The organism is Pontibacter aydingkolensis, from assembly GCF_019443125.1.
Lineage (GTDB): Bacteria > Bacteroidota > Bacteroidia > Cytophagales > Hymenobacteraceae > Pontibacter > Pontibacter aydingkolensis.
Map to the genome: position 1 here is coordinate 90,067 of NZ_JAHYXK010000010.1, position 25,479 is coordinate 115,545.

General features: G+C 43.7%; 24 protein-coding genes. 19 read left to right on the forward strand and 5 right to left on the reverse strand.

Annotation, left to right across the window (positions count from 1 at the left end; translation table 11 throughout):
- Positions 1-148: 148 nt before the first annotated feature.
- Entirely contained in the window at positions 149-2,284 is a 2,136-nt protein-coding gene (locus K0O23_RS13005; RefSeq protein WP_219877862.1) for an elongation factor G, read from the reverse strand.
- A gap of 488 nt (positions 2,285-2,772) precedes the next feature.
- On the opposite strand from K0O23_RS13005, the gene K0O23_RS13010 reads away from it, so the two are divergent.
- From K0O23_RS13010 to K0O23_RS13085, 16 genes are all read left to right on the forward strand, one after another.
- A complete protein-coding gene (locus tag K0O23_RS13010) occupies positions 2,773-3,372 on the forward strand; it encodes a class I SAM-dependent methyltransferase (protein ID WP_219877863.1) in 600 nt (199 codons plus the stop codon).
- A gap of 50 nt (positions 3,373-3,422) precedes the next feature.
- The gene (locus K0O23_RS13015) at positions 3,423-4,823 is read left to right on the forward strand and encodes a porin (RefSeq protein ID WP_219877864.1); all 1,401 of its coding nucleotides are present in this window, start codon (positions 3,423-3,425) and stop codon (positions 4,821-4,823) included.
- 139 nt (positions 4,824-4,962) lie between these two features.
- Positions 4,963-6,300, forward strand: a complete 1,338-nt coding sequence (locus K0O23_RS13020; RefSeq protein WP_219877865.1) for an MBL fold metallo-hydrolase — start codon at positions 4,963-4,965, stop codon at positions 6,298-6,300.
- 105 nt (positions 6,301-6,405) lie between these two features.
- Positions 6,406-7,059 carry a Crp/Fnr family transcriptional regulator gene (locus K0O23_RS13025; RefSeq protein WP_219877866.1) on the forward strand — a complete coding sequence of 218 codons (654 nt, stop codon included), beginning with the start codon at positions 6,406-6,408 and terminating at the stop codon, positions 7,057-7,059.
- A 170-nt stretch (positions 7,060-7,229) separates the two neighbouring features.
- Positions 7,230-8,093 carry a sulfite exporter TauE/SafE family protein gene (locus K0O23_RS13030; RefSeq protein ID WP_219877867.1) on the forward strand — a complete coding sequence of 288 codons (864 nt, stop codon included), beginning with the start codon at positions 7,230-7,232 and terminating at the stop codon, positions 8,091-8,093.
- Between the two features lie 104 nt (positions 8,094-8,197).
- The gene (locus K0O23_RS13035) at positions 8,198-9,610 is read left to right on the forward strand and encodes an MBL fold metallo-hydrolase (RefSeq protein ID WP_219877868.1); all 1,413 of its coding nucleotides are present in this window, start codon (positions 8,198-8,200) and stop codon (positions 9,608-9,610) included.
- A 186-nt stretch (positions 9,611-9,796) separates the two neighbouring features.
- A complete protein-coding gene (locus K0O23_RS13040; protein ID WP_219877869.1) occupies positions 9,797-10,123 on the forward strand; it encodes a rhodanese-like domain-containing protein in 327 nt (108 codons plus the stop codon).
- Positions 10,124-10,205: 82 nt separating this feature from the next.
- Positions 10,206-10,772 (forward strand): YeeE/YedE family protein, encoded by a 567-nt coding sequence (locus tag K0O23_RS13045; RefSeq protein WP_219877870.1) that lies wholly within the window; start codon positions 10,206-10,208, stop codon positions 10,770-10,772.
- A gap of 48 nt (positions 10,773-10,820) precedes the next feature.
- Entirely contained in the window at positions 10,821-11,234 is a 414-nt protein-coding gene (locus K0O23_RS13050; protein ID WP_219877871.1) for a DUF6691 family protein, read from the forward strand.
- 83 nt (positions 11,235-11,317) lie between these two features.
- Positions 11,318-12,568 carry an MFS transporter gene (locus tag K0O23_RS13055; protein WP_219877872.1) on the forward strand — a complete coding sequence of 417 codons (1,251 nt, stop codon included), beginning with the start codon at positions 11,318-11,320 and terminating at the stop codon, positions 12,566-12,568.
- Positions 12,569-12,675: 107 nt separating this feature from the next.
- A complete protein-coding gene (locus K0O23_RS13060; RefSeq protein ID WP_219877873.1) occupies positions 12,676-13,044 on the forward strand; it encodes a hypothetical protein in 369 nt (122 codons plus the stop codon).
- A 148-nt stretch (positions 13,045-13,192) separates the two neighbouring features.
- Complete coding sequence (locus tag K0O23_RS13065) at positions 13,193-14,071, forward strand: DsrE family protein (RefSeq protein ID WP_219877874.1); 879 nt, start codon at positions 13,193-13,195, stop codon at positions 14,069-14,071.
- 70 nt (positions 14,072-14,141) lie between these two features.
- Complete coding sequence (locus tag K0O23_RS13070; RefSeq protein ID WP_219877875.1) at positions 14,142-14,768, forward strand: TlpA family protein disulfide reductase; 627 nt, start codon at positions 14,142-14,144, stop codon at positions 14,766-14,768.
- Positions 14,769-14,864: 96 nt separating this feature from the next.
- Positions 14,865-15,299 (forward strand): rhodanese-like domain-containing protein, encoded by a 435-nt coding sequence (locus tag K0O23_RS13075; RefSeq protein ID WP_219877876.1) that lies wholly within the window; start codon positions 14,865-14,867, stop codon positions 15,297-15,299.
- Between the two features lie 24 nt (positions 15,300-15,323).
- Positions 15,324-15,776 (forward strand): DsrE family protein, encoded by a 453-nt coding sequence (locus K0O23_RS13080; RefSeq protein WP_219877877.1) that lies wholly within the window; start codon positions 15,324-15,326, stop codon positions 15,774-15,776.
- An 18-nt stretch (positions 15,777-15,794) separates the two neighbouring features.
- Positions 15,795-16,718 carry a sterol desaturase family protein gene (locus K0O23_RS13085; protein ID WP_219877878.1) on the forward strand — a complete coding sequence of 308 codons (924 nt, stop codon included), beginning with the start codon at positions 15,795-15,797 and terminating at the stop codon, positions 16,716-16,718.
- Positions 16,719-17,089: 371 nt separating this feature from the next.
- On the opposite strand, the gene K0O23_RS13090 is transcribed toward K0O23_RS13085, so the two are convergent.
- The 4 genes from K0O23_RS13090 to K0O23_RS13105 all read right to left on the reverse strand — a co-directional run bounded on the left by K0O23_RS13090 (position 17,090) and on the right by K0O23_RS13105 (position 21,805).
- Positions 17,090-17,845 (reverse strand): 5'-nucleotidase C-terminal domain-containing protein, encoded by a 756-nt coding sequence (locus K0O23_RS13090; RefSeq protein ID WP_219877879.1) that lies wholly within the window; start codon positions 17,843-17,845, stop codon positions 17,090-17,092.
- A 72-nt stretch (positions 17,846-17,917) separates the two neighbouring features.
- On the reverse strand, positions 17,918-18,727 hold the full coding sequence (locus tag K0O23_RS13095; protein ID WP_219877880.1) for a bifunctional metallophosphatase/5'-nucleotidase: 810 nt from the start codon (positions 18,725-18,727) through the stop codon (positions 17,918-17,920).
- A gap of 61 nt (positions 18,728-18,788) precedes the next feature.
- Complete coding sequence (locus tag K0O23_RS13100; RefSeq protein ID WP_246597091.1) at positions 18,789-20,228, reverse strand: bifunctional metallophosphatase/5'-nucleotidase; 1,440 nt, start codon at positions 20,226-20,228, stop codon at positions 18,789-18,791.
- Positions 20,229-20,272: 44 nt separating this feature from the next.
- Positions 20,273-21,805 carry an OprD family outer membrane porin gene (locus K0O23_RS13105; RefSeq protein WP_219877881.1) on the reverse strand — a complete coding sequence of 511 codons (1,533 nt, stop codon included), beginning with the start codon at positions 21,803-21,805 and terminating at the stop codon, positions 20,273-20,275.
- A gap of 235 nt (positions 21,806-22,040) precedes the next feature.
- Here K0O23_RS13105 and K0O23_RS13110 point away from each other — a divergent pair, with 235 nt between their 5' ends.
- From K0O23_RS13110 to K0O23_RS13120, 3 genes are all read left to right on the forward strand, one after another.
- The gene (locus tag K0O23_RS13110; protein ID WP_219877882.1) at positions 22,041-23,123 is read left to right on the forward strand and encodes a c-type cytochrome; all 1,083 of its coding nucleotides are present in this window, start codon (positions 22,041-22,043) and stop codon (positions 23,121-23,123) included.
- Between the two features lie 141 nt (positions 23,124-23,264).
- Positions 23,265-23,633 carry a hypothetical protein gene (locus tag K0O23_RS13115; RefSeq protein ID WP_219877883.1) on the forward strand — a complete coding sequence of 123 codons (369 nt, stop codon included), beginning with the start codon at positions 23,265-23,267 and terminating at the stop codon, positions 23,631-23,633.
- 164 nt (positions 23,634-23,797) lie between these two features.
- A complete protein-coding gene (locus K0O23_RS13120) occupies positions 23,798-25,453 on the forward strand; it encodes a bifunctional metallophosphatase/5'-nucleotidase (protein WP_219877884.1) in 1,656 nt (551 codons plus the stop codon).
- The last annotated feature ends 26 nt before the right edge of the window (positions 25,454-25,479 follow it).

A 25,479-nucleotide genomic window follows, 5' to 3' on the forward strand; every position in this document is an offset into this window, starting at 1 on the left:
GAAATTACTAAATGTGAACTGATGGGCACTTGACATTATGAGAGAACTAAAAAATAAACCCGGGAAGTATAAAAGAAGAGCCTGCCAAAGCGCTTCATAACACTATGGCAGGCTCCACTCACTTTATAGACTCGTGAAAGTATAAATCCTAATGTACTTCTGCCAGCTCTGCTTTGCTGTACTCCTCACTAACGCGTTTCTGCATATCCAAAGAAACAGGAGCATAATCGCCAAAATGGCTTCGCACAATGGCCCTGCCCTGACTAAGGCTGCGCAGCGAGGTTTGGAGTTTATCTAGTTCTGCCAACGGAACGCGTGCCTTTATCACCTGGTTGTCGCCTTCCATTTCCATATTCATGATCACGCCTCTCTTTATCTGCAGCTCTGTCATCACATCTCCCATCAACTCAGTTGGCGCCAACACTTCTACATCATAAACAGGCTCCAGCAACTGAGGACCAGCCTGCATAAACGCTTCTTTAAAGGCCATCATGCCAGCAATTTTAAAGGAGATATCGTTGCTGTCTACGGGGTGCATCTTACCATCGAACACGCTTACCCGTACATCGCGCACATAAGAACCAGTGAGTGGTCCCTGCGCCATTTTCTCCATCACGCCTTTCATAATAGACGGCAGGAAACGGGCATCTATCACACCACCCACAATGCAGTTGTTAAACACCAGCTTGCCACCCCAGGGCAGGTCTACTATTTCGGTATCACGTACCGGGTGCTCTGTTAGCGGCGGCATGCCTTCATAATAGGCCTCCACTTTCATCGATACTTCGCCAAACTGGCCTGCACCACCCGACTGCTTTTTGTGGCGATAAGTGGAATTGGCTGCCCCCTGTATAGTTTCGCGGTATGGTATTTTTACTTTCTGGAAATCTACCTGCATTTTATACAGATTTTCCAGGCGCCATTTGGTTACAGCAAGGTGCAACTCTCCCTGCGTAGAAAGTATAAGTTGTCTAAGTTCCTGGTTATATTCCAGGCTCACCGTTGGGTCCTCAATGTGGATTTCATTAAGCACCTCACTTAATTTTTCATCGTCCTGCTTGTTTACAGCAGAAATGGCTACCCTTAGTTTTGGATCAGGGAAAAGTATAGGCCGGATGTTGCCTGTTGCCCCTTTGCCGTTTAGCGTATGGTTGGTATATGTGTTTTTCAGTTTGAGCGTACATCCGATATCGCCGGCCTGAAGCTTATCTATTGTGTTTCTTTTTTTGCCGTCGGCTATAAAAAGCTGGCTGATACGCTCTACGGTGGAGGTTCTTTCATTCAACAATTCCATACCTACCGTAACCTCACCCGACAATACCTTAAAAAAAGAAAGTCTTCCCAAGCCAGGCTCAACTAAGGTTTTAAAGAAGAACAACCTGGTTGGCCCGTTGGGGTCGCAGAATACCTCCTCTCCTTCTTCTGTTTCTTCAGCTGGCATTTCTATAGCTGAAGGTGCCACGTTGTCGATAAAACCCATCATACGTCCGGAGCCCATGTCTTTTTTAGCGGACAGGCAGAAAACCGGGAAAACCTGATGGTTCATCATGCCTATTTTAAGGCCCTGGCGCATTTCGTCTTCGTCCAAAGTGCCTTTTTCAAAATACTTCTCCATTAGGCTCTCGTCGTTCTCTGCCGCTTTTTCTACCAGTTCGTTGTGTAGTGCATCAGCACGCTCTCTTTCACTGTCTGGTATTGGAAGTTTTTCAGGCTTTCCTCCCTCCTCCGGAAACTTGTACATCACCATCTTAAGCAGGTCAATAATGCTATCAAAGCCTGAGCCGGTGTTTAACGGGTACTGCATTACGGTTACTGCAGAGCCAAAGAAATTCTTTGCCTCTTCTATAGTCCGGTTAAAACCGGCCCTGTCAGAGTCGAGTTGGTTTACCGCTAGTATGGTGGGCTTGTTATACTTATCTACATAGTTCCAGAGCAGTTCGGTGCCCACCTCTACGCCATTCTGCGCATTAAGCAAAAGTACAGCCGTATCGCATACCCGGATGGAGGTAATCACCTCACCTATAAAGTCATCCAGCCCAGGCGTATCAATGATGTTGATTTTGTAGTCGCGCCACTCCGTATGAAGCGATGTAGCATAAACAGAACTTCCCCGGTCATGCTCTACTTCATGATAATCAGAAACAGTGTTTTGCTCCTCCACGGTGCCTCGCCGGTGCACAATGCCGGCTTCAAACATCATGGTTTCGGCAAGTGTGGTCTTACCACTTTTAGCGGGGCCTATCAGCACCACGTTTTTGATATGCTTTTCGTCATACGTTCTCATATGGGCAGAATTATGATGGTTACCTTATTTATTTATCAATGTATGTAAAGACAGGAATAAGCCAATAGTATAGCGCTAAAAGCCAACACGTTGGGGCTTTGATTAGTTATGCGAAAAGTAGCGTAAAAGGTTCTCTAAAAAATATATAAAGTCCTAATTTTTTAAGTTTTTATACATTATACAGTAACACCCATAATTACAAGTGCATAAAATTCTTGCTTTCTCTGACAACCTCCTTTGTGGTAGACAGATGGCTTCCATTACGTCCTGAAATTTTTTGAGAGTTGTACCGGCTCTATTAAGGAATCACACCAGTCTTCTCTAAATAAAATCGTTTGTGTAACCAAAGTTACTGAACGGGGCTTTGGAGCAGAGCATCTTTGCAAAAGAGTTAATTAAAACACAAATAAGGGAGCGGTAAGATGCACATGGCAGGCAATACCAGTTTAAAGCGCCCCTCCCGTTTTAACTAAATAGAGATAAATGATATGCAGAATTTTTGGAACGAACGATACGGAAAACAGGAAATGATTTATGGCTCTGAGCCAAACGATTTTTTCCGGGAGCAACTCAGCAAACTGACACCAGGCAAGCTATTGCTACCAGCAGAAGGCGAAGGGCGCAATGCCGTTTATGCAGCTCAACAACGCTGGGATGTGCTTGCCTTCGACTATAGCGATGCTGGCCGTGCAAAGGCGATGCAATTAGCAGCACAAAAAGGAGTAAACATTAACTATGAAGTAGCAGATGCCCAAACTTTTAGCGCTACCCCTGAAAGCCTGGATGCAGTTGCCCTAATTTACGCGCACATGCCCCCTACTGCACGCACTACGCTGCACCAAAACATAATGACCTGGTTAAAACCTGGCGGAAAACTTATTGTAGAGGCATTTCACCTGAAGCAGTTAGAAGGCTACCCATCTGGCGGGCCTAAAAACGAAGACATGCTGTATACAGCTGCCACTTTAATAGAAGACTTTAAGGGGATGCAGGTAGAGTATGTAAAAGAAGAGGAAATAGAACTGGCAGAAGGTACTTACCATTTGGGCAAAGGCTATGTAACACGCTTGGTTGCAAGCAAGCCCTAAGCACCCATCCCCCAATACACAAACGCTAAATAATTTTTATTTAACATAATATGTACACTATAAAAATATCGCTAACCCTTATACTGTCTGTGGCACTGTGGGGCAATACGATAGCGCAGACACACCACACACACGAAGAACAAACAGAAGAATCTGATACAGTAAAGGTAAGAAGCATCAGAGAGTTGTTTACCAAAGGTGAAGTGGAAGGCCATATTCGCAATTACTTTATAGCAACCATTAACCACAAAGAGCTCACAGATAATTATGCCAATGCAATAGGTGCGAAAATAGGCTTCAGAACAGCTCCCTATCATGGCGTTAGGCTAGGTTTTGCAGGCTTGTTCACGTACAATGCATTTTCATCAGACCTAAGTGAGGCAGACCCTATTGCCCGACGATTGCCAGGTACAGAGTTGGAACTTTTCGATATAGAAGACCCAACCAACGGTGCAGACCTGGACAGACTTGATGAGCTGTATTTGGAGTATAAGTCTGAAGGATTGTTTGCACAGGCAGGACGTATCAGCTTTACCTCTCCGCTCATTAACCCGCAAGACACACGCATGAAGCCTTATGCGGCACAGGGTATACAGGTGCAAGTGCCCATCAAGGAAAATAACCGCCTCACACTAGCTTGGTTAGACCACTTTTCGCCACGCAGCACAGTAGAATGGTTTACAGCAGGTGAAAGCATCGGCATATATGGTTCTGGAGTAGACCCACAAGGAGAACCATCTGAATACGAACACCATACCAAAACAGCAGGTGTGGCTATAGCAGGACTACAGGCAAAACCACACCCACGGGTGCAAACAGAAATCTGGAACTACTTCATCGAAAACATATCCAACAATCTGTATGGTAAGGCTCTTGTAGAAGTAGCCCCACAGGTATCGGTAGGTGTCGAAGGCTTGTATCAGAACCAACTGGGTAATGGCGGAAACAAGGAAGAGGGCAAACGCTATTTCCCTGATCAAAAGCAGTGGCTGATTGGAGGCCGTTTGGCATACGAACCAAAGGACTGGAGTTTTTCGCTAAACTACCTGCACACTGGCAACGAAGGTAGATTCCTGTTCCCGAGGGAATGGGGACGTGAGCAGTTTTTTGCCACGCTACCTCGAGGCCGTATGGAGGGCACAGGCAATGCAGACCTGCTAGCTTTAAGGGTTGTAAAGCGTTGGTCTGATCAGTTATCAGTAGAAGGTGCAGTTGCAAAGGCTTGGATGCCCAGTGTAGACGATCATCGGTTTAATAAGTATGGGCAGCCCTCCTATGTAGGCTTGATTACAGATATCCATTACACACCCCAAAAACCAGTGTTGGATGGCTTAAGCTTTAGGCTTTTGTATGTAGGCAGGTTCTCCGACACAAGTGGCTTAGCACTGGAAGACATGTATTATAAAACCAACTTCCATCAGATAAACCTTGTCACACAAATCACCTTCTAAAATTATCTTGTGTGACCTACGTCACAGAACTTGGCTTAACTATACAGTACCTTTATAGGTATAAAGCTTTGAGTACTAAATTAAAGAGTGCACCAAGCGAGAAAATAAAACTATAAAAACACTTTAAACACAATAGAGCATGAAAATAAAGCAGTTTGAAGACAAAGGTCTTGCTCACTTTGCATATGCCATTCTAAGTGAGGATACTAAAGAAATCGTACTGGTTGACCCGGCACGTGATCCACAGCCATACTATGACTATGCACAAGAGAATGACGCAAAAATTGTAGGCGTGATTGAGACGCACCCACACGCAGACTTTGTGAGTTCTCACCTGGAAATACACGAAAAAACAGGAGCCACCATTTACGCACACAGCATGGTTGGAGCCGACTACCCACATAAGGCATTTGATGAAGGTGCTGAGTTAACGATTGGTAAGGTTAAACTGAAGTCCTTGCACACGCCTGGCCACTCTCCTGATGGCATCAGCATTGTGCTGGAGCATGAGGGAAAGGACAAGGCCGTGTTTACAGGTGATACCCTTTTTATAGGAGATGTAGGACGCCCAGACTTGCGTGAGAGCGCTGGTAATGTAACGGCTAAACGTGAGGAACTTGCTCGCCAGCTGTACCACAGCACCCGCGATAAGCTGATGAAGCTGGACAATGATGTGCTTCTTTACCCAGCCCACGGTTCTGGATCGCTATGCGGAAAAGCCCTAAGCGATGCCAATAGTAGTACGATAGGTGCGGAAAAAAACGGCAACTATGCGCTACAAGAAATGAGCGAGGAGAAGTTTGTGCAGCTGATTACAGAAGAGCAGCCATTTGTGCCGAAGTATTTCGGTTATGATGTGGCTTTGAACAAGCAAGGTGCTCCTGCTTATAAAACTAGTATCGAAAAGGTAAAGCGCCTTGATAATAACTATAAGCCTGAGGGTGATAGTATTGTGGTGGATACCCGTGATCAGGCTACGTTTAAGAAAGGGCACTTAAAGGGTGCTTTAAACATACAGGAAGGTGGTAAGTTTGAGACCTGGTTAGGTAGCATTGTTGGCCCCGAAGAAGAGTTTTACCTGGTAGCAGCAGATGAGCAGCAATTAAACACCGCCATCCAAAAGGCAGCCAAAATTGGGTATGAATTGCTTATTAAAGGCGCCTTTGTAATGGATAGTGCAGCAGATGAGCAATCTTCTGAATTGGACTTAAGCTCATTTAAGCAGAATAAAGACGAATACACAATTGTAGACATCAGAAACGAGTCTGAGGTGAAATCGGGCAAGTTTTTCGATAAGGCCATCAACATTCCGTTACCGGAATTGCGTGAGCGAGCTGACGAAGTGCCGACCGATAAGCCAGTGGTAGTACATTGTGCAGGTGGTTATCGCTCTGCTGCAGGTAGCAGTATTTTAGAGTCAAAATTGCCAAATGTAAAAGTGCTAGACCTAAGCGAGGCTATCAATGAGTTTAAGTAAGCGAATTTTATTTAACTGATTTACAAACCAGTGCAGGGAGTAAAAACCCAGCACTGGTTTTGTTTTTTCAAACATGTATCTTTAAGTACCACTTTCTACCACACCATGAACAATACAATAGACCAGGAAGAACTACATAAGATTTTCCCGCAGTTCGAAGAACCCTTACTAAAAGAGATACTCAGCCAAAGTACCGTAAAACATTTGGATGAAGGCGATGAGGCGATGCGGTCAGGTCAGTACATCAAGTCTACTATTTTACTTTTGAATGGTCTTTTAAAAGTATACCGCGAAGACGATGAGGGCAATGAATTTCTGATGTACTATTTAGAGCCAGGAAATGCCTGCGCCATGTCTATGATGTGTTCAGCGCGTAACGAAAAAAGCCAGATCTTGGCAAAGGCCGTTAACTCTGCAGAAGTGCTGCTTATCCCCACCCATCTATCAGAAGAGTTACTTAAAAAGTATAACACCTGGCATAACTTTGTAATAGCCTCTTACCGTGCTCGCTTCGAAGAGCTTTTACAGACTTTAGATAGTATTGCCTTCAAAGGCCTGGACGAAAGACTTTTGTTTTACCTGAAACGCCATGTAAAAGTAAGTGGCAAAGAAATCAGACTATCGCATCAGCAAATTGCCTACGAGCTCAACAGTTCCCGCGAAGTGATCTCAAGGTTACTGAAAAAACTGGAGCAAACAGGCGCAATTAGGCTGCACCGAAATTACATAGAAGTACACAACCTCAATATTTTAGATTAATTGAGTTAATTATGAATTAGAAATAGAGGATTCAACCCAATGAACCCAGACCATTTCTAATTCATAATTTTTAATTTCTAATTGAAGCACAGAGTGTGACAACAGTCACAGTAACACTACAACCTATGCAATACCTTTGTATTGTTAAAAAAAAATAAAGCTAAAAGAAAATGATAGTAATACTTGGTTACATTGCTGCCCTACTCATCGGGCTTTCTCTTGGACTGATTGGCGGGGGCGGTTCCATTCTTACCGTTCCGGTACTTGTTTACTTACTTGGCCTTAGTCCGGTAATCTCAACAGCTTACTCCCTTTTTATTGTGGGCCTTACCAGTTTGTTTGGTAGCTACAGGTTCTACAAAAAAGGATTAGTAAGTCTTAAAACTGCCGTAGTGTTCGGTATCCCGTCTATTATAGCAGTTTATGCCACACGCCGTTACTTGGTTCCTGCAATTCCGGACAACTTATTCTCAGTAGGAGATTTTCTGGTTACAAAAGGAATTATGCTGATGCTACTTTTTGCTGGACTGATGGTGTTTGCATCTATCTCTATGATTAAGCAGAAAAAGGTAGCCAAAGAACCTGTGGAGCCAGTTGATGAGAACATAGACACTGAGATTGACGTGGAGCATACTGATCCTAATGAGCCTCACCCTAAGCCTAAGTTTAACTACTTCGGTATACTTGCAGAAGGTTTGGTTGTAGGTACCCTTACAGGACTTGTAGGTGCTGGTGGTGGTTTTCTTATCATTCCTGCACTGGTATTGTTCAGTAAGCTAGACATGAAAATGGCTGTGGGTACTTCCCTGCTTATTATCGCTGCAAAGTCTCTTTTCGGATTCATCGGTGATATCTACAACTATGAAATTGACTGGATGTTCCTGGCTATCTTCTCCTCTATTTCAGTGGTGGGTATCTTTATCGGATCATTCCTTTCAACAAAGATTCATGCCGATAAACTGAAGACATCGTTTGGCTGGTTTGTACTTGCCATGGGTATCTATATTATCGGAAAAGAAATATTTTTCCAGTAAGCCTGAGCGTGACCAAAGTCACAGACATTGGCATATTAAGTTACGACATTTGTAGTGTTATTAGTAGACAAAACACTATCAGAAAAAAATAAAAAACGCATACAATGAAAGTAGAACAAATATATACCGGATGCCTTGCACAGGGCGCTTATTACATCGAAAGCAATGGTGAGGCAGTAATTATTGACCCGCTACGCGAGGTAAAACCATACATTGAGCAAGCCGAGAAGAACGGTGCTAAAATTAAGTATGTACTGGAGACGCACTTCCACGCAGACTTCGTTTCTGGTCACGTGGATCTGGCAAAGGCGACAGGCGCACAGATTGTGTTTGGGCCAAACGCTAAAACAACATTTGATGCCTACATAGCCAAAGATGGCGAAGAGTTGAAAGTTGGTGACTTAACCATTAAAGTGCTGCATACACCAGGCCATACAATGGAGTCTACTACTTACTTGTTACAAGACGAGCAAGGTAAAGACTACGCTATATTCACAGGCGATACTTTGTTTATCGGTGATGTTGGCCGTCCGGATTTAGCAGCAAAATCTGAGCTTACGCAAGAGCAACTAGCTGAGAACCTTTACAACTCACTTCGTAATAAAATTATGCCTTTGGCTGACGAGGTGATTGTTTACCCGGCACACGGTGCAGGCTCGGCTTGTGGCAAAAACATGAGCAAAGAAACATCTGACACTCTTGGCAACCAGAAAGCAACAAACTATGCCCTGCGTGCCGACATGACTGTTAAAGAGTTTATAAAAGAAGTAACAGATGGTTTAGCACCACCTCCAAGCTACTTCCCGCTTAACGTGAAGATGAACAAGGAAGGCTATGCCAATATTGATGATGTAATGAACCAGGGCTTACAGGCCTTGACACCTGAGGCTTTTGAGGCTGCTGCAAACGAAACCGGTGCTTTGGTACTGGATACGCGTAAGCCAGAGGAGTTTGCTAAAGGTTTTATTCCGAATGCAATCAACATCGGCATCGACGGAAACTTTGCCCCTTGGGTAGGTGCTCTTATCCCGGACATACAGCAAACTATCTTGTTTGTAGCCGACGAAGGACGTGAAGAAGAAGTGGTAACAAGACTTGCACGTGTAGGGTACGATCATGCAATCGGTTTCCTTAAAGGTGGGTTTAACAGCTGGAAAAATGCAGGAAAAGAAGTTGATTCAATTTGCTCTATCTCTGCAGAGGAATTTGCAAACCGCTATGCACAGAACAACAGCATAGAGGTAGTAGATGTGCGCAAGCCAAGTGAGTTCCAGTCTGAGCACGTAGAAACCGCTCAAAATGCACCACTTGACTTCCTGAACGACCATTTGGCAGAGTTGCCTAAATCAGAGGATATGTTCCTGCATTGTGCCGGTGGATATCGCTCTATGATTGCAGCTTCTATCCTGAAGGCAAGAGGTTTTGATAACGTTATAAATGTAGAAGGTGGCTTTAAAGCTATCAGCGAAACCACTGTTCCTAAAACAGCTTTCGTTTGTCCTTCTACGCTTAAATAAAAGTTTAAAGTTTTAAGTTAAGTTGTAAATCATACCCCTGCCCCCATCAAAAGGGAGCAGGGGATGATAAAAAACAAACCCTTACTGCTTGTAGCTGCGTGACATTTGTCACTGAACAAGGGATGTACATGTAGTATCTTTGTACAGTAAGTTATTAAAAGGCAATCATTTAGAAACAAAAAAACTATGTTTAATATATTCGGTTCAGGATCAAAAAAATATCAGGATTTGGATGGTAAAACCTTCAAGTCTCAGTTCGAAAATTCATCAAATGCAGAGTTGCTTGATGTAAGAACTGCAGGAGAGTATAACTCAGGCTCAATTCAAGGTGCTAAAAACCTGGATTTCTTATCAGGTCAGTTTCAGGCTGCTCTTAACAGCTTGGACAAAGACAAAGAGTACTATGTGTTTTGCAGAAGTGGTAACCGTAGTGGTTCTGCCTGCAACTTATTAGCAGATAAAGGAATTAAAGCTTATAACTTGGCAGGAGGCGTAGGAGCCTGGCCTAAATAATTATTAATTAAAGACAATAGTAAAAACAGAAGCTAAGGTTGCTTGTGTATACTTACCCAATTAGTAAGAACTTATTATTAGAATGGAAAACATATTAGAATTTCTTAGCCAGCCCTGGCCTTGGTACACATCAGGAATATTGATCGCCTTTGTAATGGTGCTGCTCCTGTTTTTTGGTAAATCTTTTGGTTTCTCGTCAAACCTGCGCGTAATATGTGCGGCCTGCGGTGCAGGTAAGCATACTAAGTTCTTCGATTTTGACTGGCGTTCTCAGACTTGGAACCTGCTTTTTGTAGTAGGTGCTATTTTAGGGGGGTGGATCTCATCTGAGTTCTTAACAAACGGCGATGCAGTACAGATTTCCCAAGCAACTATTCAGGATTTACAGCAGCTTGGTATTTCTGCTCCGGACAGCTTACAGCCAGATGAGATCTTCAGTTTAGAAGCACTATTTAGTGTAAAGGGCTTCCTGATCATGCTGATCGGTGGTCTGATGATCGGATTTGGTTCTCGTTATGCGGGTGGTTGTACTTCTGGCCACGCGATCAGTGGTTTGTCTAACTTGCAGTTGCCATCGCTTATTGCCGTTATCGGTTTCTTTATAGGTGGCCTGATCATGACACATTTATTGCTGCCATTCATTCTTTAGTTGTAAGGCACAGCACTAAATTATCTCTCAATAAAAAGCATTACTACCGTGAAAGGATTAAAATTTATATTAGCCGGTATCTTATTCGGCATCGTGATGAGTAAGTCTGAGGCTATCTCATGGTTCAGAATTCAGGAGATGTTCCGCTTTCAGGCTTTCCATATGTATGGCATTATTGGTACAGCAGTTGTACTCGGAGCCATCGCCACATACCTGATCAAGAAGTATAATATGAAAGATTATCAGGGTAACCCGATCATCTTTACGCCAAAAGAGATGTCTTTTCCGCGTTATATTATCGGAGGTATCATTTTCGGATTAGGCTGGGCACTTACAGGAGCCTGCCCAGGGCCAATGGCCGTAAACTTGGGTTATGGTTATTGGGCCATAGCGGTAGCCATCGTAGGAGCCATTGCAGGCACTTACATATATGGTGTTATTAAGGATAAACTCCCTCATTAATCAACCATAAATTTACAGAGCCGATGGTCCTAACAGGTCATCGGTTTAGTGTTTTATAAAACTAAGCTTGCTTATTTAGGGCAATGAAGAACAATATAACTGAGACTCAGCTTGGTTTGCGCGAGAACGCTTCGCAGTTTTGGCTGCTTGTGCTGATCAATGGCTTCGTGGGAGCCATGGTTGGTCTGGAGCGTTCGGTTGTGCCTGAGTTTGCTGAAACGGTTTTTAACATTAGTGGCAACACGGCCTTACTATCCTTTATTGTAGCCTTCGGATTGGCAAAATCTTTTGCCAACCTTATGATGGGCAGGCTAGCCTCTAAGTATACACGCAAGCAATTGCTAACACTTGGTTGGCTGTTTGCCTTGCCTGTGCCGTGGCTTTTGCTCTTTGCGAACAGCTGGTGGTTGGTAATTGCAGCTAACTTGCTGCTAGGCCTTAACCAAGGACTAGCATGGTCAGCAACAGTGGTAATGAAGATAGACCTTGTAGGTGAAAAGAACCGGGGCCTTGCCATGGGTATCAATGAGTTTGCCGGTTACCTTGCTGTAGGTTTAATGTCGTTTGTTGCAGGGTATATTGCCTCTACCACAGGAGTTGTTACCTATGCGTTTGCCCCTGGTATTCTGTTCTCGGTGGCAGGCTTGTTACTTACCATTTTCTTCATCCGAGATACACATGCCCATGCTAAAACGGAGGCAGCTAAAACAAGCATACCGATGTTAGGCAATATTTGGCAAGACACTACCTGGAGGCACGGGAATTTGGGCTCTGTTACGATAAATGGATTCATAAATAACCTGAATGATGGCATTTTATGGGGTTTATTGCCAGTCTTGCTACTTTCTAAAGGATACTCTTTGGCAGAAACAGGCTTGTTGGCAGGTATTTACCCCGTGGTTTGGGGATTAGGCCAGTTAGTGACAGGCAAGTTGGGTGATGTACTCTGTAAGAAGCAGCTGCTTACCATAGGCATGTTGTCTCAGGGTTTAGCCATAGGCTTGCTTTATTTTGCAGACTCCTACCCTATTTTGGTATCCGCTTTGGTTATTTTGGGAGCAGGCACAGCTTTGGTTTACCCTAACTTTTTATCTGTTGTGGCAGAAAACACGCACCCATCGCAAAGACCAGAAAGCTTAGGTATCTTCAGGTTCTGGAGAGACTTTGGCTATGTGGCAGGTGCACTTGCTGCCGGAGTTTTCAGTGATTTGTTTGGATTGTCAGCCGTATTGATTGGTACAGCCATGCTAACGTTTACAGCCGGCGTCATGACAGAAATACGAATGTGCTGTACAAAGAAAAGCTTATGGCATAGTCCAGAATGTGTGGGTTAATTAAAACATTGATTGTATATTAGTAGAGTAATCCACCATTAAAGAAACAATAAGCCTTTTAGATGTGTTAACGAAACTAACAACAGCTAATTAGGCTGGGTTTAATTATGAAAAGTTACCTGTATATATTGCTAGCTATGGTTACTTTGCTCTTCGTATTGCCGAAAAGCTACGTAACTGTGCCTGCTTTAAATTCAGGTAAACAAACGGTGCAAGTAAAGTCTTGCGCTAAGAGCAAATTTGCTCTAAAGCGTGGCTGTGCAAAGAAGTGCATCAAGCATCAAACACACTCAGAACAGCAAGGCAAGTCGGCAATTATTGTAGACTGCGGTCAGCAGGTGTATGCCGTGTTGGCTTCTGCAGACAATAACACATCATACAATAACCCTTTAATGCGAACCTTTTTCATGACTGGTGTTCGTAACCACCTTTCCCCAGATCTGGCAACAGACCCCGACCCACCTCGATTTTCTTAAATCAATAAGTCAATAACAGCTAAACAGGCATAAGAACAAGAGATAGTACACCCTCTTGATTATACCCTAATTAGCTGTGCTTTAACTCTAAAAGCAGGCACGCTATAGCTATGCCTCAGATTTATCATTTAAGAAAAAAGAAAATATCATGGAATTCACACCTTTGCAGAAAACTTCATTTTTAGCACTGCGCATTATGAGCAGTCTGATATTTATTATGGCGGGCTTAAACCATTTATTTAAAACCGCTGGTGCAGCTGCCCGCCTAGAGAGTGCAGCAATGGGCGGCTTGGCCACTTGGATTGCCTCGGCAGAGACTTTGGTTATCCTTTCGGGGGTAGGTTTACTACTAGGTGGACTTATGCTACTTATGGGGTATAAAACCAAATTAGCGGCACTGTTATTGATTACTATACTTGTGCCTATCACACTTACCATACAAATCGGAAACCCTGAAGGAGCGGGCCCACTTTTCAAGAATATTGCTATACTCGGAGTGCTTACTTTTTTCGCAGTTAATGGTGCCGTGTATTACGGATTAGACCAAAAGCTAAAAGGATCATTTGCACCTATGCAGGCACGCAGCGCTGTGCTTGTGGCTTCTTTTGGCCTAATGTTTTTACTGGGCGCTTGCACTACAACAAACTCAATAGCGCAGACTACCACTAAGCAAACAACTGCTGCTACTGCTAAGCAAAAGTATGCTGTATTAATCAGCCAACCCGACCACTTGAAAGCAGCTGTAAACACAGCCGAAACCATCACTAAGGAGAATAAATATGACAGTGAGGCCTTTGTGATAATGGCATGTGGCAAATCGGTTCAAGCTTTCGTTAAGGGCGGTGAAATGGCGCAGGTATTTGAGGCAGGTAAAAAAGCCGGTGTAACATACCGAGTTTGTGGAATGTCGCTGAAAAAGTTCGATATTAACCCAAATACCTTAATGGACGGTGTTGAAGTAGTGCCAAATGGCCTGACGCATATGTTCGACCTAAAATTGCAAGGCTTTACAACTGTTGAACTGTAAACGAAAGCTAGTTCCTACAAGACAACATGTTAAGCTAATTAAACTAATAATTAAGATTTAAAATACAGAAATGGATAAGAAAAGATTTTCAATAAAGGACATTCCAGGGTGGGCAGTTATGCTTGCTATTTTTGGGGTATTGTACCTAACAGGCTTACATACTGAGGCTATTGGTCAGGTACAGCGTTTATTATTGGCTACAGGTGTTAAAAATGCAGATGTACCAGAAACCACCACTGACCTAAGCACTACTAGCGAGCCAACGGCATACACTGGTACTAGGGCTGGGGCAGGCTTTAAAATGCAAACCCTTGATGGAAAACAAGTAAACTTCGAGAACTTAAAAGGCAAGGTAGTGTTCATGAACATTTGGGCCACCTGGTGCCCTCCTTGTGTGGCTGAAATGCCAAATATCCAAAAGCTCTATGAGAAAGTAGGCTCAGATAAAATAGCCTTTGTCATGCTTTCTGTAGATGAAGGAGGAGTTGAGAAAGTGAAGAAGTTTATCGATAAAAAAGGCTTCACCTTCCCAGTTTACATGCCTGCCGGCCCTATGCCTCAGGAGTTTTACAGCAATGCAATCCCTACCACGTTTATCATCTCTCCAGAGGGTGAAATAGTGGCTAAGCAAGAAGGCATGGCTGATTATGACAATCAAGAAGTGAGAGACTTCTTGCAAGGGATGGTAAAAAAATAAATTATACCTTAGCAGGTGGCCCTAGAATAAAGCCATTGCTTAAACCTAACTGGGCAACCTGCTAAGGCAACAAATCTAAACCCTTAAAATCATCACATGAAAAAGTTAACATTCCTTTTGGCTTCTCTAGCGTTTATGGCTTCGTGCAGTTCAGATAGCAACACTACAGCTGCTGAACAATCTAACGGGCAGGCAGTTGAAGCAACCACTCCTGCAACGCAGGCTATTAACAGCGAGGAGGCTAAGAGCCTGTTGGCTCAAAACCCGGATATTGTTGTGCTAGATGTTCGCACTACTGCAGAGTATGCACAAGGGCATTTGCAGCAATCACAGCTAGTTGATTTCTCAGCACCTGATTTTGAGGCGAAGTTAAAGGCTCTTGACCCCGAGCAGCCATACCTGGTTTACTGTGCTGTAGGTGGTAGAAGTGGCAGAGCAACTAAGCTAATGGAACAGTTAGGTTTTAAGCAAGTGTATGATGCTACTGATGGCTTTTCATCACTTAAAAGTGCAGGACTAGCTGTTGAATAACTATTGAAACATAAACTTATAACTATGAAGCTTAAAGTAATTCTCCTTTCAATATTTGCCTTGCTTATTGCGCAAACAACATTTGCTCAAACTAAGGCTAAAGCAAAGTCTACTGCAAACAAAACGGAGCAGGTGGCACAGCATCGCGTTGTGTATGATGTTGTATCAGCGGACTCAGCGCAGCAGGGTAAAATAATGAAGCACCTTGAGAAGATGTTGAACCATTGGCCAGATGCACAGTTAGAAATGGTAGTGCATGGCAAGGGCTTGGATATGCTGGTAAAAGGCAAAGCTACTGCAGCTGAGCAGCTAAAGGTGCTTCAGGATAAGGGCGTTAAGTTCGTAGCTTGCGAAAATGCCATGCGTGCACACAATGTACAGAAAGAGCAACTGCTGCCAGGTGTTCTTACGGTGCCTATGGGCGTGGTAGAGATCATTGAGAAGCAAGAAGAAGGCTACAGTTACATTAAGCTTTAATTTTTGAATTTGAGTAAAATGGAAAAATACTGGGACATATTTCTGAGGTCGTTCTCCGACTATGGGGGCTACCTTTGGAGTGAGATCCTGAACCCCAGCTGGGGCAACTATTTCTATTGGCTACTGGGCTTGTCCTTGTTCTTTTGGCTTCTAGAAATCGTGGCTCCCTGGCGACAGCATCAGGCCAAATTCCGACAGGATTTCTGGCTCGATGGCTTCTATATGTTCTTCAACTTCTTCCTGTTCTCGTTGGTGGGTTTCAATGCCATCTCCAATATTGGCGTAGAGGCTTTCAATGATTTTCTGGGGCTTTTCGGAATTGAGAACTTAGTAGCCTTTGAGGTGCAGTCGTGGCCTGTATGGGCACAGCTGCTTACCCTGTTTATGGTTCGGGATTTTATTCAATGGAACGTGCACCGCCTGCTGCACCGCTTTGAGTTCCTATGGAACTTCCATAAGGTGCACCACTCTGTGCAGCAAATGGGCTTTGCAGCACACCTTCGCTTCCATTGGGGCGAGACGGTAGTGTACCGCACCCTGGAGTACATTCCGCTGGCCATGATAGGCTTTGGTATTCAGGATTTCTTTTTAGTGCACATTTTTGCTACTGCTGTGGGGCACTTTAACCACTCAAACTTTAAGGTACCACTTGGGCCATTTCGCTTTCTGTTTAATAACCCACAGATGCATATCTGGCACCACGCCAAGCACATGCCACGCCGTTACGGTGCCAACTATGGCATTACGCTAAGCCTCTGGGACTATCTGTTTGGCACAGCCTACGAGCCAGAAGATGGTCGTGATATTGAGCTTGGGTTTGATGAGGTAGAGCACTACCCAAAATCATTTTTGGAGCAGCAATTGCATCCTTTTCGGGAGAGTGTGGAGGTTAAACCTAAACCACCCGAAGCTGTAATAAATCAGAAACGGGAAACAGCATAAAAAAAGAGAGCAGCCCAATTAGGCTGCTCTCTTTTTTTATGCTAATGTTTAATTAGCTGCTATACACAAACCCACCCCTAACCCCTCCGAGGAGGGGAATTTTTACTCGTGCTGAGGTTCCCCTCTCGGGAGCAAGGCCGTTTCATTCAAGCGGATTCTCCCCTTGAGGGGAGCGAGAGGGGTGTTTGCTCTTGCAGAAAAATTGCAATGAAGTTAATAATTGGCTTTTCATCTACGATATCAACACCCCTATAATCCCCTCAAGGGGATAGTTTTATCAGAATGAAACGGCCCTACTATTGGGAGGGGTAGGGGTGGGTTAATCGGACCACAAGTTTGCCTTGAAAACATAAACTTGGGCTGCTTAAAAGCTACTTCTTTATAACAACCTCACCCATATTCTTTGGCATCTCTATTTGGCCTTTGGATTTTATCTGTTCAATCACGAATTCGGTGAGTAGTTTGTCAGTTTTGTTGACGTTTTTGCCTTTACCTATTTCATCGTAGTTGTGTAACCCTGTCATCATACCGGCATGCGTTACAACCTTATAAGATTTCGAATCGCTTACAGGGGTGTTGCCAATACGCACATTACTGATTCGCTGGCCAATCGGCTTGGTTAGGTCCATTTCATACTTTATACCTGCCGTTTGAATTAGACCACCCACCGCATTGAGTTTATTATCTGGTCTCAGGTTTTTGGCTGACTGCTCCAATGTTTGCTTTAGCTGTGCGCCCGTCATGGTTAGGGTTGCAATTTTGGATGGGTGCGGTAGCAACTTGTAAACGTCTTCGCTTGTGATAGGTCCTTCCTTCAGGGTAATGCCATAGCCAACTCCCGGAAGCATGGCTACTTCGCCTTTGTAACCTGCCAATAGCATGTTGCCCACCAGCTTATCAAAAGGGCTTTCGGATTTGTACTGTCTGCCTATTTCATCCTTGCTCTCCCCAACTTTCTCTTCCAGTTTTGATACGTATGGCTGTCGCAGTTCCGCTATCAGTTGCAACACTTCCTGATCAGGATTAACCTGGTCATGCCACAACTTGTGGTAGGTCACGTTCACATCCTTTAATTTTTTGTCCACTATCTGCAGTTCTGTTTCGCCTAGCACCGCAGCATCAGACATTGCTTGCACTATAAAAGTCTGGCCTATTTTTGTAGGCGGTAAAAGTATGTCGTGGCTGTGCGCTCCGATAATCTAATCTATGCCCTGCACTTCTTTTGCCATCATATCATCTACAGCTGTACCCTCATGCGATACTACCACCACAATATCCGCTTTCTCGCGAAGTTCAGGCATATACTTTTTAACTACCTCCTGCCCCACTTCAAATCTCAGGCCCTTCATATTATTCGGGTTTCCTGTCTTATTCGTGTTTCGGTAACCCACTGAAAGAATAGCCAGCTTTACACCGTCTACCTCTTTGATAATGTAAGGCTCACCGAAGAGTGGCAGCTGCGTTTTCTCATCAATAATATTGGCAGCACGCATCGGGAAATTCGCCAACTGCTCCAGTTCCCGTGTCCTTTCCAATCCATAGTCAAAATCATGATTACCGATGGTCATCAGGTCATACCCTACCTTGTTCATCAGCTTTATCATGGCCTCTCCTTTTGTCAGGTTTGCTAACTGGTCATCCCCGAAGGTATCTCCTCCATCTACTAACAACACCTTATCTGCACCCTTTTCATTGCGGACTTTTTTGATAGCACTTGCCATGTGGCCAAAACCACCGATAAGCGATGCCTTTCCAAAAGTGATCAAGGTATCGCGCCCTTCATCTCCGGTTTGTGCCGTCGAGTTACCATCCACTGCCCGGAATGGCATATAAGAGCCGTGCATATCATTGGTATGCAGAATGGTAATCGTTTTTGCATTCGCTTGTGTGTTGTCCATTCTTTGCGAATCAGTAGTTTGACTGGCTGGAGCCGTAGAGCTTGTGCAGGATGCTGCAAAAAACAGCGGTGCCAAGCCGAATGTCAGGAAATTTTTCTTGTTTAAATTCATAGTTTATCTGCTTTATAAGTACATCTTAAATTCTGTTATTTAAAGACTGCTATCATAGTATTTATACTGCTTCAAACGTGCCTCGTAAGTTTACCTCAACTGGCGAGTTATTATTTAAAAACTGCAACATGGCGTCAATGGCCTTTATACCTGATTCTTGCCTGTTAGTACCATACTTCTTGCTTATCCCCTGCTCAGTAACGAAGGCAGCTTTATAGTTTTTACTCAAGATTACCTCTTCATCATCCACAAAAAGTTTTTGGATGCGCGTACCTTTCGGAGCCTCGATTTTGATAAATGCCTTCAAACCTAGACACCGTTTCACATAGCCTCCTAGCTGGTTGTATGCATCAGGGGCAAATGTCCTTTCTAAGTTTTCCTCCAGCATTTGCCACAACTCCTGTCCTGTAATCTCTGCTGTTTGAACCGGCGGGTTCATCGGGATAATATTATACAAGTCGTTAAGCGTTACTGGCCCTGGCACAATTGGAGCACCGTATCGCCACCCATTCGAAAAAGCGAGTTCAGCTCCTGTTGCCGAAATCATACTTTGAAGCAGGAAATTATCCATTGTAGCCTCAAGGATATTATTCCTGTCCAGATGTGTGGTGACTTGCCCTACTTCCTGTTGCAATTTTTCCTGAAATGGCGCTGTCGCTTCTTGCACCAGCTTTTCAACAGCTGCATCGGCTGGCAAATCATCTGATACCTCCACCATCTCATGTGTAAAGTCTGTTATTTTCCCATCTTTCACCGTCAGGTCTAAGCGGCCTAAAAAAGAGCCATGGCAACCAGATTCAATCACAATGGTGTTGCCTTGCATTATGGGTTGTTGCGTTCGGTAATGGGTATGGCTGCTGAGGCAAACATCCACACCAGGTACTTCTGAGAGCAATTTCATATTCTGAGGAAAGCCCAGATGCGAGATCAGTACAATCAAGTCAGCGTTTTCTTCTTTTTTCAGCTTTTTGATATAACCCGGCAGTTCGTCGTTTCCGAGGGTAAAATATAGGCCCTTGCTGAAATGCGGGGGCATGGTTTTGTCTACAATATTGCAGGCAATGCCTATCACGCCAACCTTAAGGCCATTCACTTCTTTTAAGATATATGGATTATATACCAGCTCATCCGTCTGCTTATCGTAAATGTTTATGGCCAGCATGGGGTAGTTCAGCGCTGCAGTTAACTTCCGAAACTGCTCAGGTCCATAGGCAAACTCCCAGTGGGCTGTCATGGCATCAAGGCCTAAAGCGTTTAGTACCGGAAGCATCACTTCGCCTTTTGTATGCACAGCCGGATAGGTGCCATGAAACGTATCGCCACAGTCCAGGGTTAGTATTGCCCCTTCCTTTTCTTGTCTTAGCTTGTTTAAATACCCTGCAATTCGAGAAAATCCACCGGCTTTGCGGTACACTTTCTTTCCTCCCTCCCAAAACATTTCCTGATGAGGCTCTAAATAGGCATGGCTATCGTTTAGCTGTAAAATGGTCAGTTTTTTCATAGTATAGGTTGAGGTTGCTTCTACTTATAATCTCCATTCGGCAATTAAAATTGGTAATTCATCACAAAGGTGTAATGCGACATATTTACCTTGTTCTCTATAAATCGTGGGTCACCAAAAGTTTCTCCTCTAGCACCTTTATACACGTAAAGGCCCTGCAAAACCAGTCCATCTAAATAACCTTTTAAGGCATAATTCGCCATTATATTAAGCTGACTGTAAGATGGCATAGCATACTTGCTTTGTCTAGCGTTTTTTACACTTGGGGTATCAAAAAGGCCATATCCTATACTTGCTTTCCATTGTGGGTGCAGCTTTAAGTCGGTTTTAAGGGCAATGCCTTTACCAGCAGCTCCACCCTCAAAGCGCTCTCTTGGTAAAAAGGTGTAAAAAGGCTCAATCCCCCACTCTCTCGGAAACAGAAACCTGTCTTTGTCTGCTATTTGGGTATAGTTCAGGCTAGTTTCTACTTTCTTTGTTTTAAAACCCAACCTCCCACTATACAGCCATGTTTCTGCACCTTTAGGCATATATGCTTTCAGCGAGTCTGCATTCCCCCCATTGCCAGACACTTTTTGGTAACCAGCCTGAAAGCCAAGCACAATACTTCTGCTTTTATCCTGATTTACTGGTATGGCAACATCAGTTTGGGAAAAGGAAAGGTTAAACAGGTTGTCCACGTAATAGTGCCACAAAACAGTTTTAATATTTTGGGTAGGTTGATAGGTAACATTGGCAATGGCAACGCCATCGCTGTTTATATTCCCCACGTACTGCGAGGGCTTCCCGTACACGCTGCGAGCTGCCGGAATAGAACCGATGCTTTCTTCTACACTAAACCAGTCGGCTGTGGAACGTGGTCCAAAACCAATAATATAGCCACCGTTAAAGCTCAGCTTCTCCAGCTCATTGTACTCTACCCAAATCCCATTAACGAGTGTAGGTCGCATTCTTCCGTCTTGTGGGTTGATGAACGGAGTATTAATTTTTTGCCTACCTACCGTTACTTTAGATGTGTTGAAAGAATAACGCAGGTATAGATTCTCCAGCCTGCCTAGATCATGCCGGTCATCAGGGTCAAGCAGGTCAAAGTTTCCTATTTCGTAGCGGCTCTTAAAACCCGTTTCGGGGTCTGTTCCTAAGTTGCTAGACCAGACATTGAAGATGAAAAAACCGCTTACCCCAACCTGAAAACCATGAAACATGGCAGACTCGTAACCCAGCCCTGTGCCTAATGCCAGGGAATGGTAGTCAGGTAAATCCCCCTCATTGTTAGTATACATAAACAGGTTACGCACCTGCCCACTGAATTTACCCTGCTTCAGAAATGCTTTTAAGGTTGGCGGGGGTAAATCTTTTTTTATAGATGCTTGTGCAGTTATTGTATCAAGTGCTTGAAAGGTGTTGGCACTGTTTACCTCTATTTTTTCTTTGACTTGAGTATTTTCTTCTTTTTTAATGTCCTGTATTATGCTTTGGGCTTGCACCGAGCCCAATTGTGCTATTGTAGCAGTAATCACCAAAAAAACGCCTCTGGATATATTACGGCATAAAATAGCTGAATTTGTATGCACCATTATCTATTGTTAATAAGTAAAAACTAATTATTCGACTGAATTATTACGGCTAAAACAATAATCAGCTTAAACTTTATAGAAGTTTACCCTTAAATAATTATTAAGCAATTAATACTGTATTAGTATTGCAATATGACTTTTACCAATTAGTCTGTTTGTGACAAAAGTCACGTACAACGCAAAGTTTGAAGCCTAAATTAGTATTCAGTTATATAGGCCACTTAAAAAGAAAAGTATGAAACAGAATAAAGATCAGGAGTTTGGAGGAGTCCTTGTTAAAATAAGCAGAATAGTTAGCCTTATTACATTTGCGGTTGTTCTGCTGCTAGGGCTTGTTATTTTACTGCTTGTTAGTCCTACTTCTGTAAAACTTCCAGAGTTTGCCCAAAGCAATACTTCAGACACTATTGTTGATGCCATTGCTGCAAACACTACCGAGGCCCCTGCAGATGACATGTGGCATGCTGCGGATATTGATGAATTGCCAGCCACACCAGAGGGAGACCAGATTCGGTACGGACGTGAGTTAATTGCTCATACTGCCCAGTATTTAGGTCCAGAGGGAAGTGTGTTACAAATATCTAACGGCATGAACTGCCAGAACTGCCACCTCGATGCCGGCACCAAGCCTTTTGGTAATAATTATTCGCGTGTAGCATCTACCTATCCTAAGTTCAGGGCAAGATCTGGAACCGAAGAGGATGTTGTAAAACGTGTGAATGATTGCTTTGAGCGTAGCTTAAATGGTCAGCCACTAGAAGCAGATATGAAAGAGATGCAGGCTATTGTTGCCTACATTAACTGGGTAGGTAAAGACGTAAAGAAAGATGAAAAGCCAAAAGGGGCAGGCTTGATAGACATTGAGCTACTAGATAGAGCAGCCAGCCCAGAAAAAGGAAAACTGATTTATGCCCAGAAATGCCAGGTTTGCCATGGAGAAGAGGGAGAAGGACAAATGATGGCTGATGGCAAGGAATACCAGTACCCTCCACTTTGGGGTAAGCATAGCTACAACAATGGCGCTGGCTTATATCGCTTGTCGAACTTCGCAAAATATGTAAAAGCCAACATGCCATTAGGAGCTACATATGATCGTCCGCAATTAACAGACGAGGAGTCATGGGATTTGGCAGCTTATGTAAACTCTATTCCACGGCCTGTAAAAACATCAGACAATACCAAAGGGAAAGATTGGCCAGATATCTCCAAGAAACCATTTGACCACCCATTTGGTCCTTATGCTGACTCATTTAGTGAAGAGCAACATAAGTTTGGCCCATATCAGGAGATTATAGCTGCAAAGGAGAAGAAAAAGTAACTATTTGCTTTAAAATTCCCTGTATTTAAGTAACCCAACCCGCTTGTGTGACAAAAGTCACACAAGCGGGTTGGGTTTTTATATTATCTTGTCTTGCAGAGCTTAATAAACTATTAAGTTAAAATTAATCACAAGATAACTTTGAAGCGCTATTCATACTACATAAATATGATGATGTTTCTTTTGCAGCTATGCTCGCATATAGTTATTTGTGCGTTACCCTTTCAAGCAACAGCCGGTGCAAATCATAGTGCATCTAATCCCCGTCAAAACATAACGGTTGTAGCAGAGCAGGAGCCTCAAACTTACTCCCAGATTTATTTTCAGAACGGTCAAACAGAGGAAGAAACGGAAGAGGAAACCGAAGAATCCAGGCTTTATACAAATCAAGATCACTTTCTTGCATTTGTACAGGCCTCTAGCATTGGCCTAACTGTTTCCCAATTCTTAGCATCAGCTTACCACTCTATAGCATACGGAATAGAGCCTGATCCCCCACAAATTGCTTGAGGCAGAACTTTGTCTCACCCCATATCAATTATTTAACCGATCTACTTACCACCTTCGGGGCACAACTACCTGCTGATAAACTGTCATACTACTAAGACTGAAGTATCTGTGTGGGCTGTACTGTGTCTAAGTTTACTCTACACTTAACTTAAACATCTAATACCATGAAAATTAACCTTAAGAAAACTGCCGGAGCGGTTTTCCCTTTTATTGCAGCTCTGGTGCTGGGAGCATGCCAGTCTGGAAACTCTGCAAAAACCACAGAAGCACAAGAGTCTTACGTTCAAACCATTACCATACTACAAACAGCCGATATCCATGGCCAGATGCTGCCACACCAAGAATTTTTCATAGAAAACGGAGAATTTGTATTTAAAGAGCGTGGAGGTATGGCCAGTATCCAGACCATATTCAAGCAAGTAAAAGCCGAGAACCCGAACGGAACTGTAATTGTAGACGGTGGTGACTTAATTCAGGGAAGTGCTGTGGCTGCGCTCTCTGAAGGTAAGGCTATAGCGCCAGTTATTAAGGCAATGGATTATGACTTCCTGATTCCGGGCAATTGGGAGGTGATATATGGAAATGAGAAAATGAGAAGTGTGCTGCAGGCTTTCGGCAAACCTATCATCTGCGCTAATATCTACGATGAGGCCTCCACAGACATGCTATACCCACCTTATTTTATCAAGGAGGTTAAAGGTGTAAAGCTTGGGTTTATTTCCTACAATGACCCAGAGGTGCCTATCCGCCAGAACCCTTCTTTTAGCAAAGGCCTCATTTTTAAAGAGCTTGAGGATAATCTGGAACCACTTATAAAAGAGCTGAAAGAGGAGAAGAAGGTAGATATTCTGTTTTTGGTGACACACCTAGGAATTTCAAAACAAATCTATTTGGCGGACCAGGAACAGATAAAGGGCGTAGACTTTATACTGGGAAATGACACGCACGAGCGTATTCGCCAGCCCCTAAAACGCAAATATGCACAGGTGCTTGAGCCAGGTGCCTTTGCCTCATTTGTAGGCCGCCTTGACTTAGATGTGAAAGACGGAAAGATAGTAGGCCAGCGTTATAACCTGATTGACGTGGACCCTGCCAAATACCCTGCTGACCCAACCGTGAAAAGCATTGTGGAGCGAGAAATGGCCCCATATAAGGCCAAGACTGATCAAATATTAGGCTATACCTCTACTCCTCTTTACCGCTACCTGGTAGTAGAAAACCCAATGGATAACATGATTACAGATGCCGTGCGCTGGAAAACGGGTGTAGATGTAGCTATTTCAAATGGCTTCCGCTTCAGCTCCCCTATCGTACCATACGCTTCCAGAAAAGCAGCCATCACCTACAGCGACCTTTGGAACATGCTACCTGTGAATGAGAACGTGAAAACCGGTAAAGCCACCGGTGAGCAAATTCAGAAATGGATGGAGAAGGAACTACACAACGTGTTTGCCGAGAAACCGCTTGAGCGTTTCGGTGGCTGGGTGATTCGCTTCTCAGGGATGGAGCTTAAGTTTAATGCAAATGCTCCGAAAGGGCAGCGTGTACAGTCTATCCAAATCGGTGGCAAGCCACTAGACCCAAAACGTGTGTATACTATGGCTGCTTGTTTAAGAAGAGGTGAACCTGACGATATGCTTTGCCGCATGCCTGGTGCCACAGACCCTAAGGTGCTGGACTATACCATCCATGATGTGATAACAGAGTACCTTGGCAAGAAAGGCACTGTGTCGCCTGTTACTGATGGCAGGGCGGTTGCGCTGGATTTACCAGCACCTGTGCTTTCACAGCTTCCTAACGTGAACTATGTGTTCCAATAAGAACTGGAGTTTATAAGTATGCAAAT

What these genes read in the sequence shown, in the direction of transcription:
- K0O23_RS13010 (WP_219877863.1), top strand. Translation starts at nt 2,773, where the DNA reads ATGCAGAATTTTTGGAACGAACGATACGGAAAACAGGAAATGATTTAT.
- K0O23_RS13035 (WP_219877868.1), top strand. Translation starts at nt 8,198, where the DNA reads ATGAAAGTAGAACAAATATATACCGGATGCCTTGCACAGGGCGCTTAT.
- K0O23_RS13105 (WP_219877881.1), bottom strand. Translation starts at nt 21,805, where the DNA reads ATGGTGCATACAAATTCAGCTATTTTATGCCGTAATATATCCAGAGGC.
- K0O23_RS13065 (WP_219877874.1), top strand. Translation starts at nt 13,193, where the DNA reads ATGGAATTCACACCTTTGCAGAAAACTTCATTTTTAGCACTGCGCATT.
- K0O23_RS13120 (WP_219877884.1), top strand. Translation starts at nt 23,798, where the DNA reads ATGAAAATTAACCTTAAGAAAACTGCCGGAGCGGTTTTCCCTTTTATT.
- K0O23_RS13060 (WP_219877873.1), top strand. Translation starts at nt 12,676, where the DNA reads ATGAAAAGTTACCTGTATATATTGCTAGCTATGGTTACTTTGCTCTTC.
- K0O23_RS13005 (WP_219877862.1), bottom strand. Translation starts at nt 2,284, where the DNA reads ATGAGAACGTATGACGAAAAGCATATCAAAAACGTGGTGCTGATAGGC.
- K0O23_RS13095 (WP_219877880.1), bottom strand. Translation starts at nt 18,727, where the DNA reads ATGAATTTAAACAAGAAAAATTTCCTGACATTCGGCTTGGCACCGCTG.
- K0O23_RS13040 (WP_219877869.1), top strand. Translation starts at nt 9,797, where the DNA reads ATGTTTAATATATTCGGTTCAGGATCAAAAAAATATCAGGATTTGGAT.
- K0O23_RS13100 (WP_246597091.1), bottom strand. Translation starts at nt 20,228, where the DNA reads ATGAAAAAACTGACCATTTTACAGCTAAACGATAGCCATGCCTATTTA.
- K0O23_RS13055 (WP_219877872.1), top strand. Translation starts at nt 11,318, where the DNA reads ATGAAGAACAATATAACTGAGACTCAGCTTGGTTTGCGCGAGAACGCT.
- K0O23_RS13015 (WP_219877864.1), top strand. Translation starts at nt 3,423, where the DNA reads ATGTACACTATAAAAATATCGCTAACCCTTATACTGTCTGTGGCACTG.
- K0O23_RS13080 (WP_219877877.1), top strand. Translation starts at nt 15,324, where the DNA reads ATGAAGCTTAAAGTAATTCTCCTTTCAATATTTGCCTTGCTTATTGCG.
- K0O23_RS13070 (WP_219877875.1), top strand. Translation starts at nt 14,142, where the DNA reads ATGGATAAGAAAAGATTTTCAATAAAGGACATTCCAGGGTGGGCAGTT.
- K0O23_RS13110 (WP_219877882.1), top strand. Translation starts at nt 22,041, where the DNA reads ATGAAACAGAATAAAGATCAGGAGTTTGGAGGAGTCCTTGTTAAAATA.
- K0O23_RS13075 (WP_219877876.1), top strand. Translation starts at nt 14,865, where the DNA reads ATGAAAAAGTTAACATTCCTTTTGGCTTCTCTAGCGTTTATGGCTTCG.
- K0O23_RS13085 (WP_219877878.1), top strand. Translation starts at nt 15,795, where the DNA reads ATGGAAAAATACTGGGACATATTTCTGAGGTCGTTCTCCGACTATGGG.
- K0O23_RS13045 (WP_219877870.1), top strand. Translation starts at nt 10,206, where the DNA reads ATGGAAAACATATTAGAATTTCTTAGCCAGCCCTGGCCTTGGTACACA.
- K0O23_RS13020 (WP_219877865.1), top strand. Translation starts at nt 4,963, where the DNA reads ATGAAAATAAAGCAGTTTGAAGACAAAGGTCTTGCTCACTTTGCATAT.
- K0O23_RS13030 (WP_219877867.1), top strand. Translation starts at nt 7,230, where the DNA reads ATGATAGTAATACTTGGTTACATTGCTGCCCTACTCATCGGGCTTTCT.
- K0O23_RS13025 (WP_219877866.1), top strand. Translation starts at nt 6,406, where the DNA reads ATGAACAATACAATAGACCAGGAAGAACTACATAAGATTTTCCCGCAG.
- K0O23_RS13090 (WP_219877879.1), bottom strand. Translation starts at nt 17,845, where the DNA reads ATGTCTGATGCTGCGGTGCTAGGCGAAACAGAACTGCAGATAGTGGAC.